The following is a 12,700-nucleotide window of genomic DNA, read 5'->3' on the forward strand; positions in this document are numbered from 1 at the left end:
AACGGGCCTGCCTGATCTCTCGCGCCGGTGTCCTGGGCCTGAATATCGCCTGCGATTTCGTGGCTTTACCTGAGTTAATAGACAACATTCGAGGTAGGTATGAAACTGTGTCGTTTTGGGCCGCAGGGGCAGGAGCGCCCTGGTGTGATAGATGCTGCAGGCCGCGTGCGCGATCTCTCTGCACATGTCACCGACATCAATGCGACGGTGCTTGCGCCGTCGGCGCTGGCTGAATTGTCGCAGCTTGATGTCGCGCATTTACCGTTGGTCGAGGAAGGAGTCCGTTATGGCGTCCCCATTGCCCAGGTGCGCAAATTCATCGCAATCGGCCTTAATTATCGCGACCATGCCGAAGAGGCCGGTATGCCGATTCCTGTCGAGCCCATCATCTTTCATAAGGCAATCAGTTGCCTGAACGGCCCTGATGATGACCTCCTGCAACCGCGTGACGCCTCCCGGATGGACTGGGAGCTGGAACTGGGCGTGGTGATCGGCAGTGAAGCCAAGTATGTGTCCGAAGCCGAGGCGCTGAAATACGTTGCCGGCTACTGCGTGGTCAACGATGTGTCGGAGCGAGCATTTCAGATGCAAAGTTCGCAATGGGACAAGGGCAAGGGCTGTGACACGTTCGGCCCGATCGGGCCTTGGCTGGTGACCCGGGATGAGGTACCCGATCCGCAGAACCTGGACATGTGGCTGGACGTCAATGGTGAGCGACGCCAGACCGGAAACTCGAAAACCATGATTTTTTCCGTTGCACAAATCGTGGCGTATTGCAGCCGCTACATGACGTTGCAGCCGGGCGATGTGATTTGTACGGGTACGCCGCCGGGTGTAGGGATGGGCATGAAGCCGCTGCCGCAATGGCTGTCACCGGGTGATGAAATCCACCTGTGGATTGAGGGCCTCGGCGAACAACGGCAAAAGGTTGTGGCGGCTGTTTGAGCCTGATATTCACGTTCGTGATCTGCAGTTCTCATCGACGTTCGGGTGCTTAGAGTGTTAACTGCTTGTTCAATGACTCCGATCTGCACCACGTCAGGATCCTGATGTGGAACACATGCAGCCAAACACCCGTACAAACGGATGATGGATTACGAGACGCTCTGCATGAGGGCTGTGCACTGTCAACTCAGGGATGACTGATTTATGATGGCCGATTGATAAAATCTGGATGCTTCATCATGAGTACACGTTCCGATCTTCTGAGCAGCGCCGAAATCCTGTTGCGTACCAAGGGCTACGCAGCCTTCAGCTATGCCGACCTGGCTGCTGAAATCGGTATCAAGAAGGCGAGTATTCATCACCATTTCCCGACCAAGGAAGGCCTTGCGATTGCCATCGTCGAGAGCTACCTGTTCCGTTTCAAAAAACAATTGGAACAGGTCAATGACGAAAATACTGACATCGTCGGGCGCCTGAATGCGTTTGTACTGATGTTTGCGCAGAGTAGTGAAAACGGCTTGTTGCCGCTGTGCGGCGCGCTGGCTGCCGAGTTAATGGCCCTGCCGGAAAGCCTTCAGGAACTGACTCGGCACTTTTTCGAAATTCATCTGGAGTGGCTTCAGGCCAATATCGCTCTTGGTCAGTCGAAAGGGGAGCTCAAGGCTCAGTTGGACGTTAACAAGGTTGCCAGGCTGATCCTGAATATGCTGGAAGGCGGCAGCTTTGTGGCGTGGGCGATGAACGATCAGTACGAACAGGCTTCCGGTTTCGACTTCATTCTGGATGGCATGCGCACAGCATCAACGCATCACTAAAGCTCAAGCAGTTGAAAAGCCTCGAGTATCGAGGCTTTTTTTTGCATGAAAATCGGCTGAGGAGTAAGTATTAACGAAATCTCTTGAATGAATACCTACTAGTTGGTAGGCTTGTTTCTATTCCGAGGCGCTCGCCCGGTCCATCCGAAGAGGAACAGACACATGAGCACTAACTTGAACGGTATCGATGTTGCCGCACTCCAGCAGTTTGCCCAAGGCGTTGCCGAAGATGCGACCAAGCGTCATGCAAGCTTTAACGTCAAAACCGAATGGAAGGGCCAGACCCGCTCCGTAGCGAAGGTCAACCGCTACAGCCTGGCCGGCGAAACTCACTCGCGCAACTTTGAAATTGTTGCCGACGAGCCAAACGAATTGCTGGGCCAGAACACCGCTCCTAACCCGCAGGAACTGCTGATGGCTGCCTGAACGCATGCATGTCGGTCGGCTACGCTGCCAACGCGGCAATGATGGGCATCAAGATTCATAGCCTGGAAATTGAAACTGATGGCACCCTCGACCTGCGAGGCTTCCTAGGCATCGACGAAAGCGTCAACCCAGGCTACGACGAAGTCAGTGTTGTGATTCGCCTGCACACCGACGCCTCTCGTGAGCGTGTTGAAGAGCTGCATAAAGTTGTGCTGAAAACATCGGTGAACTACGCCAACTTCTCGAAAGCCATTCGTATGGTGCCGACTCTGGAAGTGCGTGAGGGCTGATTCGCCCGTCAAATAGATCACACCTTGCGTGCACCAGACAGCTCGTAATTGCGCTGGTGCCACCCTCACGAAACATAGAAGTCCGGAGTCTGTAATGAACGATTACTTCAAAGGCAAGAAACTGTTGGTCGTCGGCGGCACCAGTGGCATGGGCCTGGAAACCGCGCGCATGGTGCTCAAGGCCGGTGGCAGTGTTGTCCTCACCGGCAGCAAGCAGGACAAGGCTGACGCCGTGCGCAACGAGCTAAGCCCGCTGGGTAACGTGTCGGTGATTGTGGCCAACCTGATGACGGAGGAGGGCATGCACACCGTTCTCAAGGATATCAATGCCAACCACAGCGATATCAGCCTAATGGTGAACTCTGCAGGGATCTTCATTCCCAAGCCATTCACCGAGCACGACGCTGCCGAGTACGACATGTACATGTCCCTCAACCGTGCGACGTTTTTTATCACTCAGGCAGTGGTCAAGAACATGCTTGCTGCCAAGCGTGAAGGCTCGATTGTCAATGTCGGCTCCATTGGCGCTCAGGCTGCACTGGCCGGTTCGCCAGCCTCAGCCTACTCGATGGCGAAAGCCGGCCTGCATGCACTGACACGTAACTTGGCCATTGAATTGGCGCATTCGGGCATTCGAGTCAACGCGGTTTCACCGGGTATCGTGCACACCTCGATTTACGAGGGTTTCATGGACAAGGACGCGATCCCGGAAGCGATGAAATCGCTCAACGCGTTCCATCCGCTGGGGCGCGTTGGTGTGCCGGAAGATGTCGCCAACACGATCGTGTTCCTGCTGTCGGACAAAACTTCCTGGGTGACCGGCGCTATTTGGGACGTGGATGCGGGTGTCATGGCAGTACGTGCCTGACCGACCTGGCAGCAAGGCCTGCATGAAACCTCCCGCATCGAGATTCATGCCGTCGTCTGCCAAGAGTGAGAAGTGGCTGAACGCTGGTTGCAGGGGTCCTGAATGTCTATCACGACAAAAGCAGCGCTGTTGAATGCTGCGGAAACACATATGCGTTCCAAAGGCTATTCAGCGTTCAGCTACGCCGATCTAGCGGTGCAGATTGGAATCAGAAAAGCCAGTATTCACCATCACTTCCCCACCAAGGAATGCCTGGGGGCGGAGCTGATCAAGGATTACATCCAGCGCTTCGAAGAGACACTTGGTTCAATCGAAGCCATACATTCCGATCCGTTGCTACGGCTGCGTGGGTTTTCTCGTCTGTTCGTGATCAGTGCCAACGATGGTTTGCTGCCGCTATGTGGAGCATTAGCCGCAGAAATGTCTGCACTGCCACTGTCGTTGCAAGGGCTCACTCGGCGATTTTTTGAATCCCAGCTCAACTGGCTGCAAAGCACGCTCAGCGACACAGTCCGGCAGCACCACTGGGTGCTGGACAAACCCCTTGAAACCTATGCCTTCATGTTGCTGAGCGCGTTGGAAGGCGCAAGCCTCATTGATTGGGCATTAGGTCGATCAAATGACCCATTGGCGGGTTTCAACCATTTGCTTGAAACGCTGGCGACGCGGTCTTCACTTATTTGTGCAGGATGAATTATGCAAACCCCTTCAAAAAAGTACGTAGTCGATATCTGGTCTGATTTTGTATGTCCCTGGTGCTGGATTGCCAAACGACGTTTTGAAAAAGCGCTTGAGCAGTTTTCCGACAAGGACAGTGTGCAGGTCAATGTCCGGGCTTATCGTCTGGCCGCCAATCAGCGGGCGCCAGAACCGATGATCGCGGCGCTCAAGCGCAAACTTGGCAACCCGCACTCTGCCGATGCCATGATCGACACCGTCACCAAATACGGGCGGGCAGAAGGGCTTGATTACCGTTTCAGCACTATGCAGTTTGGCGATACTGCCGAGGCCCACGTGCTGGTCAAGGCGGTTCAAGACACTGCAGTAAAAAAGCGCCTCGTAGAGATGCTTTATGAACAGAGCACTACCCACGGTAAATCGTTGTTCGATCGCACCAGCCTTGCGGCAATTGCCAAGGCAGCCGGTGTATCGGACGAGTCAATCGAGCTGGCATGGTCATCCGTTGGACTACGCGTCGAGATGCAAGAAGACGAGCATTTTGCCGCGCAATTGGGATCTGGTGTGCCGCTGTTTGTTTTCAACAATGCGTTCTCTGTATCCGGCGCTCAGCCTGAGGCAGGCTTTATCGAGGCGCTGAACAAGATGCAGGAAAAAGCGCGAGTCGATGATGATGCTTTTACTGGCCAGGTTTGCGGTATTGATGGTTGCAAAGTTTGATCAACAATGAATAGGCAGCGCTGTCCTGCGTAACCTTGAACATGAGGTCCCGATGAGCCGTATCGTTGAGTTGAGTGCCCCACAGTTCGCCCGCTTTGTTGCCAAAGGCAGCAGCGTTGTGTTGTTTTCGGCCTCATGGTGCAAACCATGCCAGGCGATGAAACCCGTGTTCCATGCACTTGAGGAAAAGCTTCACGCGCTGTCTACCTTTGGAAAGATTGATGTCGCAGTTTCCCCCACGATTGCGCAAATGTACGGTATCCGCTCAGTGCCTTCCCTGGCGGTATTTCATGAGGGCCGGCTATTGCGTGCGATGCCCGGCTCCCGCTCGATTGGCGCAATGAAAAAAGCGATTCTCGAGTTGCTGGAAGAGGCGGTTTAAACGGCAGTATCGGTCTGCGAGCACGCTGTCAGTATTTGTCCAAGGGATAGACATCGCACACGCCAACCATGGGCGCGCGCGGTCCTCATTGCAGGTCTTCGTGAACTGCGCGTCGGACCGCTTTTAGGCAGCAGAACCACACTGATTATTGCGCTTTATATTGCTGAAGACTTATCACGCCAAAGATTCCCCGCACTGCATTAAATGCTATCTCCTAGGCCACTTATTCTCGTGCTGACTGCTTGGCGCTTAGCACCATTCCAATCCCTCCCAATACGGCCAACGACGTCAGGATCAAGCGAGAGGTGAGCGGTTCATCGAGGATGAATACGCCGGCCAACGACGCCAATATGGGCACACTCAACTGCAGGGTCGCTGCCCGAAACGATGACAGTGAGCGAAGGGCTGCATACCAGATGGCATAGCCTACGCCTGACGCAAGAGTTCCAGAGGCTATCGCGTACAGAACTCCTGACATGTCGATCGAGGTGTCAGGGATAAACGGAACTGTCGCAATCAACATCATGGGTACCGCGCGCATGAAATTGCCGGTTGTAGAGGCCAATGGGTCATGCGCACGCTTGCCAATGAGCGAGTATGCCGCCCATGCAATGCCAGACAGCAGCATGATCGCCGCACTCCCCGGTGCGGGCGCGCTTGCGCCGGGTAATAACAACGCGATGAGGCCGCCAATCGCCAGGGCAAGTCCTGCAACTGCAGGACCTTGCATCCGCTCGCCATGCCAGTATCCGAATCCCAACATAGAGAGTTGGACCGCCCCAAACAGCAGCAGCGCGCCGGTGCCCGTGTCGAGATTCAGGTAAGCGTATGAAAAGGCAAAAGCATAGATAAACAAGGTGCAACCGCCCAGCCACGTGCCGGTAGGGCGTTCAGTTCGGCTTTTGCTAGCCATGATCAACCAGAGCATGATCGCTCCGCTGAGTAGGCGAATCAGAGTAAATGAGGCTGGATCAATTTCGGTATAGCGAAGCGCAACTCGGCACAAAACGGAGTTAGCGGCAAAGGCTACCATCGCCAGCCCAGTCAGCAGCGCCACGTGTCGGGTGGTTGATGTATTCGGCGCTTTGGATGGGTGCGTCACGGTGTTCTCCAGAGAAAAGTCGATAAAGGCCCCGACCATGCGTTAGGCTATCTATGGCTCGTCATTGTTTGAGCGTAGTGGCCTTGAGGCAATCAATTCGCGGCACTGCCCCTGGCGGTATTCCACCAGAGACGTCATTTAGGGGCATGCCAGGGTTTCGCTCAGTCGCGGAGCTAGAACAAGCGCGCTGACCGGCGCTTGTTCCTTGCGCTTAATCTGTCTGACGTACCTGCGTTGTCGATTGAGACTTACCTGGCCCGTTATCAAAAGGATGGGCACGGTCTTCATTGAAGATGTCCGTCAGCAGCGCATTGGCGCGTTTGTAGGCATCGTATTTGTACTCGGTGTCTTCCAGCGGTTGCGCGGCCATTTCTTCGAGCATCGCTAAGTTCAGACGGCGAAAGCGATCTGCACGCTCACGGGCTTCGTAACGTCCGATACCCAGCTGCTCCAGTGCTTTGCGCCCCAGGGCCAGCGCGCTCTCAAAGGTTTCCCGCTCGACCGCCTCAATGCCCATCTGGCGCAACATAATGATGTGCCCCATGTCGCGGGCACGCACCACCAGTTTCAAGGATGGGAAATGTTCCTGAGCCAAGCGCGTGAGTGTCAGGTTATCGTCTTGATCGTCAATGGCGTTGATCAGCACCACGGCCTGGTCGGCTCCGGCGGCATGCAATAAGTCGAGGCGGGTAGCATCGCCGTAGAAGACCTTGACCCCGAACTTGCGCAACGTCTCTATATGGTCGGGGTCATGATCTAACACGACAACTTCAAACCCACACGACATCAAGAGGCGCCCTGCGATCTGGCCGAAGCGACCGAAGCCGGCAATGATCACCCGAGGATTGCTCTGGTCGATGTCATCTGCCTCATGGTTGTCTTGCTTTTTCGCGGACTCCAGGCGATTGAGCACGAGGATCAGCAGGGGCGTTACGCACATGGATAACGCCACCGCCAGCGTCAGGCTTTTACCCCAAGGATCGACCAGGATGCCGGCCACCGCTGCTGCGCCGAACACGACGAAGGCAAACTCGCTGCCCTGTCCGAGAAATACCGCTTGCCATGAGCGCTGCTCTGCCGGGACATTCAGGAAACGGCTGAGGAGTTTGATCACCAGCAGCTTGATGACAATAAAACCCAGCGTCAGCGTAATGACGGTCAACGGTGCATTGATCAACGTGCCGAAGTCGATCGACATGCCCACGCCGATGAAGAACAACCCGAGCAATAAACCCTTGAACGGCTCAATGTCACTTTCCAAGGCATGCCGGTATTCCGAACTGGCTAGCAGCACGCCGGCCAGAAAAGCCCCCATGGCCATGGACAGCCCCGCTTCTTCCAGGAGCAGTCCAAACCCGAATACCAGAAACAGCGCCACTGCACTGAAAATTTCACGCAGGCCCGAGCGTGCGACGAAACGCAGCACTGGGCGCGAGACGTACTGCCCCAGAAGCACCACCGCAACGATTGCACCGACGATTTTTGCAATGGACAGTACTAGCTCAATGCCGGATGGCGTGCTGCCATTGGCGGCCAGCAGCGGAATCATGGCCACCAGCGGAATCGCAGCGATGTCTTGAAAGAGCAGAACCGCAAAGCTGCTGCGCCCCACGGCGGTCGGCGTCATATTGCGCTCGTTCATGGCCTGCATCGCGATCGCGGTTGATGACAGGCTCAGTGTCAGGCCCACCAGCAACGCGGCGGTCCAGTTCAGGCCCAGAGCGGCGCAAAACACGGCAATCGCTACACCACATACCAGCATCTGCAATGCACCGCCGCCGAAGACCATCCGACGCATCGCCCAAAGGCGCTTGGGGTCGAGTTCCAAGCCAATGATAAACAGCATCAGCACCACGCCGATTTCAGCAAAGTGCAGGATGGATTCCACATCGGTTACCAGTTTCAGGCCCCAAGGCCCGATCAGGCAGCCGGCCAGCAGATAGCCCAGCACCGGGCCCAGCCCTAATCGCACCGCGATAGGCACAATCAAAGCCGCCGAGCCCAGGTAAACGAGCATTTCAATCAGGCTATGCGTCTCCATATCAATCTTCCTTCCAGGAGGCCAGGCGTGTGCCGTAATGGCGTACTTGAGAGAGCAGGGCGCTGTGATCGGCGCCGTACGCGCCATGCACGGTCACGGGCTTCAACCAGCGCATCTGGCAGTAGCTGGCCGTGGCTTGCAGCGGTTGAGACAGCACGTCGAAGCCTGGGTAATCGCCGATGTCGAAATGATCGTGATCGCCGCCGGTGGTCACGGCCCACAGCATGCTTTTGTCTTTAAGCCCGGTAGCGCCTTTGCCATAGGCCCAGCCTTGGGTGAAGACTCTGTCGATCCACAACTTCAACAGCGGAGGGTAGCTGTACCAATAAAGGGGATGTTGCAATACCAGCAGTTGTGCCTGTTCTACGGCATTTTGTTCAGCCTCGACATCAATATTGAAGTCGGGATACAGCGCGTACAGAGAACGGACGGTCACTTCTGGATTATTGGCCGCCTGCCTGAGCATCAATTGGTTAACCTGGGACTTATCGGGGTATGGATGGGCAAAAATGATCAGAATCATGGAGGTGCACTCCGACAAATGTGGATATCCGTGATAACGGAAAAACTCCCGGCCGCTGAGCACATAGGCGCTCAACGGGCGGGAGTTGTGGAGTTTAAAGCTGAAACGGATTATTGACCGGCTTGCAGCTTCAAGACTTCCTGAGCCGTTATGGGTTTACCAGCAATACCCCAGTCTCCGCTCTTGACCTCTTCGAAGATGACCCATGTGAGGGCGCGCATGTTTTCACCCTCCACCGAGACCATAGCGTCGGTTACCTTGCGAATAACCTCCGCTTTTTGTTCGTCGGTGAAAACGCCTTCGATGCCTTTGATGGTAACGAGTGGCATGGTGTGCTCCTTATGTTTGAAGTGAGATCAGGCTTGGGCTGCTGCGTATTCCGGGTAGTCCGTATAGCCTTTGGCACCGATGACGCCGTAGAACGTAGAGTGGTCCGCTTTGGTCAGTGGCCAGCCGTTCTTCATGCGCGCCACCAAGTCCGGGTTGGAGATGAAGGCGGTACCAAACGCGATCAGGTCAAGTTCACCCTTCTCCAATTCCTGATCGGCAAGCTCCTGCGTGAAGCCGCCAGCGCCAATCAGGGTGCCACGGTAGGCATTACGGAAAGCTGCCCCGAAGCCTTCAGGCGTGCCAGCGGCGGAAATAGTGGTCTGATAGTTCAGATGTACATACGCCAGATTGCGTTCGTTTAAAGCTGACGCCACGCTCATCCACGTCTCAGCCTCGCCGTCGAAGGCTTCCATGTCATAGATTCGACCGAATGGCGAAACCCGGACACTCACTTTCTCTGAGCCAATTTCAGCTGCCATTGCATCGATTGTTTCAAGCAACAGCCGTTGGCGATTGGCGATGGAGCCGCCGTACTGGTCGGTACGCGTGTTCAATTTGCTGCTTAAGAACTGATCGAACAAGAACGCGTTGGCACCCATCAGCTCGACGCCATCAAAGCCCGCATCCATTGCCCTGCGGGCGGAAGAAACAAAGTCCTGGATGACACGTTGGACTTCATCGGTTGTCAATGCGCGGGGTTTGCTCGGGAGGACTGGTCCTTCTTTGCCTGGTTCGGCCCATGCATAAACCATGGTCGTGGTCGCGGGAATGGTGCCCGATGAAACCGGCGCGGCGTTACCCGGCTGGAGCGACACGTGGGACAGCCGGCCGACGTGCCACAGCTGAGCGAAGATTTTGCCGCCTTTTGCGTGCACGGCATCGGTGACTTTGCGCCATCCTGCAGTTTGCTCATCGGTGTAGAGGCCCGGTGTATACAGATAGCCACGGGCTTCCTCCGACACTGGCAGGCCTTCGGTGATGATCAAACCGGCCGACGCACGTTGTGCGTAGTAGAGCACGGTCAGATCGCTGGGAATGTTCTCGGGGGTGCGCGTCCGGGTCATCGGAGCCATCACCACGCGGTTGGCCAAAGCCAGGCCGGACAAATTGTAAGGAGTAAACAGCTTATTCATGAGTCATCTCGAAGTCGTAAAGGGTTGAAAGCAGGCGGGTTATGACTTATCGAACGCGTCCAGCACGTGGGTGCTGTAGACCAGCGCGGCGCCGGCGTTCATATTGATAGCCACACCCAATGCTTCAGCGACTTCCTCACTGGTTACACCGACTTTCTTGGCTTCGGCGGCATGGAAGGCAATGCAACCGTCACAGCGAGTGGTCACCGCAACCGCCAGGGAGATCAACTCGCGGGTCTTGGCATCCAAATGGTTGGTTTTGGCACCGGCGCCGCCGAGCGCTGCCATGCCTTTCATGGTTTCTGGGGTCAGCGCATTGAGCTCCATCAAGCGGGCGTTGATGTCTTTACGGGTTTGCTTCCAATCTTGCATGGCAGTTCTCACAGGGAGGAGTGGGATGAGAGCGTTGTTTAACTTTGATATACGCTACCATCCAGTTGGTAGGTATTCAATGTTGTTCCGTCGATATTTACTATCAACGACATTTAGGGGCCGAGTCGTTGTCGGGCTGGCTCCAGCGAGCGGTGCTCCGAAAAACCTTAGGCGCATGCCTGAACCTCCTCAGCCACTGACGGGCTGAGCATTACTCGCGCATGCGGTTGAACCGCTCAAAGCCGCATTCCAGATCTGCAATAAGATCCTCTGGATCCTCCAGACCAATATGAAGGCGGACGAGGTGCCCCTCTGCTGCCCACGTCGTTGCACTTCTTACTGCCCTAGGATCTGCAATCATCGCCAGGCTTTCAAAGCCACCCCAGGAGTAACCAATCGAGAATAGTGATAAGTCGTCTAAAAGCGCATCCGCCGCCGCCTGCGAGGATGGTTTAGTCAGGAACGAAAGCAGGCCCGAGGCTCCCTTGAAATCTCTTTTCCAAAGGTCGTGCTGAGGGTGAGACTCCAATGCTGGATAGTAAACCGCCTCTACTTCCTCCCGGGTTTCTAGCCACTTGGCCACACGGATCGCATTTTTGAAATGACGCTCAAGCCTCACATCAAGTGTTCGCATACCTCGAAGGGCCAGCGACACGTCGTCCGGACTCGCAAATAAGCCCATATTGAAGTGATATTTCTTGAGGCGATCCCAGGCTCGTGCTGAAGCCGAGACGGTCCCCAGGACTGCGTCGGAATGGCCGACGATGTATTTCGTTGCCGCCATGATCGAAAGGTCCACGCCAAGCTCCAGCGACGGAAAGTAGAGCGGAGTTCCCCAGGTATTGTCTGCAATAACCAGAATGTCATGTTCACGGGCAACCTTGGCGATTGCGCGAATGTCGGGGATTTCCAGGGTTAAAGAGCCGGGAGACTCGGCGTAAATGGCTTTTGTGTTCGGCTGGATAAAATCAATGATGCCAACACCGATTGTCGGGTCGTAATACGAGACCTCGATGCCTAGCCGGCTGCCGACGTGTTCAGCAAACGCTCTGATACACACTGCTGGTTATGTGCATCGAATCACTGGTTCAGAAATTTGATGGACACGAACCCCAGTGGTCGGACATTCCCGAAGAAAAGAGGCGAGGGGGGGACAAGGCTTTGGATCGTATCGATCACGACTCTGCGCAAGCGGTGAAGGACGCGGTACTAGACGTCATTCATCCACGCCTGAGTTATCGGTTTGGGCAGTTTATCCTGGCTCACCTTCCGGCCGATTACTTCACCGTACAAGCAGACGCACAAAAACACCCGATTGGGCGTCGCGATTTGGAAGCCGCACTACAAAACCTCTATGGCGTGCGCTCCGGCTACGTCCACACGCTCAAGCATTTGACCAAAGAATTTCTTCATTTCGCCAGTCACCGGGAAACCTGTGAAGACGATGACAAGCTCACCTTTACCTTTCAGGGGCTATTTCGCCTCACACGTGCGGTGATCATTGAATACGTCCGCAAGGCGGAGAAGGTCGATCATGATCCATCAAGCCGACACCCTGAGCAAGTTGCTGGCGGAGCAGGAGGCGGTGAAGGCTGCCCGGAAGAAATTTCGCTACGTCGAGGTGGTGGACGTTAAGTCGATGTAGTCGCTGACGCCGGCATGATCACTTGATGCTCGGTGGTTTGAGCCTGAGTGATTGTCCACGTGCGACGCTGGCCCACATCAGGGTGGTCAGGTTCATCTCCATCCCTTCTTCCATCCTCTTACGAGATCAATCCAACGATCACGCTTGGTACTCCGCCTGTAGATCGGCAACTTGAAGTTGATAGGGTCTCTGGATTTCTCGTTGATCAGCGGTAATCGCCTTGGCCCCCACCGGAGTCGAGCCCAAGCGTTCTTTTTGCACTTGATCAACCCAGCGGCGCAGGGCTGTGGGGCCGATATCCAGGCTGGCACAGACTTCGGTAACCGGCTGACCTTCATCCAACACCATGCTGGCAGCCTTGAGCTTGAACTCACTCGAATAAGATTTACGCATATCCAAACACCTCAGATTTGGGCGCTATCATAGCGCC

15 protein-coding genes and 1 pseudogene are annotated in these 12,700 nt (G+C 55.4%); 8 read left to right on the forward strand and 8 right to left on the reverse strand.

The window, feature by feature from the left end; genetic code table 11:
- Positions 1 to 99 precede the first annotated feature (99 nt).
- The 7 genes and pseudogenes from F0169_RS09915 to F0169_RS09945 all read left to right on the forward strand — a co-directional run bounded on the left by F0169_RS09915 (position 100) and on the right by F0169_RS09945 (position 5,124).
- A complete protein-coding gene (locus tag F0169_RS09915; RefSeq protein WP_152746394.1) occupies positions 100 to 945 on the forward strand; it encodes a fumarylacetoacetate hydrolase family protein in 846 nt (281 codons plus the stop codon).
- Between the two features lie 239 nt (positions 946 to 1,184).
- Positions 1,185 to 1,760, forward strand: coding sequence for a TetR/AcrR family transcriptional regulator (locus tag F0169_RS09920; protein ID WP_152746395.1), 576 nt, complete (start codon positions 1,185 to 1,187; stop codon positions 1,758 to 1,760).
- A 162-nt stretch (positions 1,761 to 1,922) separates the two neighbouring features.
- Positions 1,923 to 2,476: pseudogene (locus F0169_RS09925) on the forward strand (OsmC family protein).
- A gap of 94 nt (positions 2,477 to 2,570) precedes the next feature.
- The gene (locus tag F0169_RS09930) at positions 2,571 to 3,344 is read left to right on the forward strand and encodes an SDR family NAD(P)-dependent oxidoreductase (protein ID WP_152746396.1); all 774 of its coding nucleotides are present in this window, start codon (positions 2,571 to 2,573) and stop codon (positions 3,342 to 3,344) included.
- Positions 3,345 to 3,446: 102 nt separating this feature from the next.
- Positions 3,447 to 4,037: a TetR/AcrR family transcriptional regulator gene (locus F0169_RS09935; protein ID WP_152746397.1), complete on the forward strand. Its 591-nt coding sequence runs from the start codon at positions 3,447 to 3,449 to the stop codon at positions 4,035 to 4,037.
- Between the two features lie 3 nt (positions 4,038 to 4,040).
- Positions 4,041 to 4,742, forward strand: coding sequence for a DsbA family oxidoreductase (locus tag F0169_RS09940; RefSeq protein ID WP_152746398.1), 702 nt, complete (start codon positions 4,041 to 4,043; stop codon positions 4,740 to 4,742).
- A gap of 52 nt (positions 4,743 to 4,794) precedes the next feature.
- Positions 4,795 to 5,124, forward strand: a complete 330-nt coding sequence (locus tag F0169_RS09945) for a thioredoxin family protein (RefSeq protein WP_152746399.1) — start codon at positions 4,795 to 4,797, stop codon at positions 5,122 to 5,124.
- A 223-nt stretch (positions 5,125 to 5,347) separates the two neighbouring features.
- Here the strand turns inward: F0169_RS09945 and F0169_RS09950 are convergent, their stop codons facing one another.
- The 7 genes from F0169_RS09950 to F0169_RS09980 all read right to left on the reverse strand — a co-directional run bounded on the left by F0169_RS09950 (position 5,348) and on the right by F0169_RS09980 (position 11,685).
- Positions 5,348 to 6,226, reverse strand: coding sequence for a DMT family transporter (locus F0169_RS09950; protein ID WP_482822450.1), 879 nt, complete (start codon positions 6,224 to 6,226; stop codon positions 5,348 to 5,350).
- 211 nt (positions 6,227 to 6,437) lie between these two features.
- On the reverse strand, positions 6,438 to 8,267 hold the full coding sequence (kefC, locus tag F0169_RS09955; protein WP_152746401.1) for a glutathione-regulated potassium-efflux system protein KefC: 1,830 nt from the start codon (positions 8,265 to 8,267) through the stop codon (positions 6,438 to 6,440).
- 1 nt (position 8,268) lies between these two features.
- Positions 8,269 to 8,790 carry a glutathione-regulated potassium-efflux system oxidoreductase KefF gene (kefF, locus tag F0169_RS09960; RefSeq protein ID WP_152746402.1) on the reverse strand — a complete coding sequence of 174 codons (522 nt, stop codon included), beginning with the start codon at positions 8,788 to 8,790 and terminating at the stop codon, positions 8,269 to 8,271.
- Between the two features lie 110 nt (positions 8,791 to 8,900).
- Positions 8,901 to 9,119 carry a tautomerase family protein gene (locus F0169_RS09965; protein WP_057725565.1) on the reverse strand — a complete coding sequence of 73 codons (219 nt, stop codon included), beginning with the start codon at positions 9,117 to 9,119 and terminating at the stop codon, positions 8,901 to 8,903.
- A 27-nt stretch (positions 9,120 to 9,146) separates the two neighbouring features.
- Positions 9,147 to 10,253 (reverse strand): alkene reductase, encoded by a 1,107-nt coding sequence (locus F0169_RS09970; protein WP_152746403.1) that lies wholly within the window; start codon positions 10,251 to 10,253, stop codon positions 9,147 to 9,149.
- A gap of 39 nt (positions 10,254 to 10,292) precedes the next feature.
- Entirely contained in the window at positions 10,293 to 10,625 is a 333-nt protein-coding gene (locus tag F0169_RS09975) for a carboxymuconolactone decarboxylase family protein (protein WP_152746404.1), read from the reverse strand.
- A gap of 211 nt (positions 10,626 to 10,836) precedes the next feature.
- On the reverse strand, positions 10,837 to 11,685 hold the full coding sequence (locus tag F0169_RS09980) for a trans-sulfuration enzyme family protein (RefSeq protein WP_341869092.1): 849 nt from the start codon (positions 11,683 to 11,685) through the stop codon (positions 10,837 to 10,839).
- A gap of 101 nt (positions 11,686 to 11,786) precedes the next feature.
- Between F0169_RS09980 and F0169_RS27360 the strand changes: the two genes are divergently transcribed.
- Positions 11,787 to 12,260: a hypothetical protein gene (locus tag F0169_RS27360; protein WP_172979394.1), complete on the forward strand. Its 474-nt coding sequence runs from the start codon at positions 11,787 to 11,789 to the stop codon at positions 12,258 to 12,260.
- Positions 12,261 to 12,408: 148 nt separating this feature from the next.
- Here the strand turns inward: F0169_RS27360 and F0169_RS09985 are convergent, their stop codons facing one another.
- The gene (locus F0169_RS09985) at positions 12,409 to 12,663 is read right to left on the reverse strand and encodes a transposase (protein WP_241679092.1); all 255 of its coding nucleotides are present in this window, start codon (positions 12,661 to 12,663) and stop codon (positions 12,409 to 12,411) included.
- Positions 12,664 to 12,700: the final 37 nt, after the last annotated feature.

The organism is Pseudomonas kitaguniensis (assembly GCF_009296165.1).
GTDB lineage: Bacteria > Pseudomonadota > Gammaproteobacteria > Pseudomonadales > Pseudomonadaceae > Aquipseudomonas > Aquipseudomonas kitaguniensis.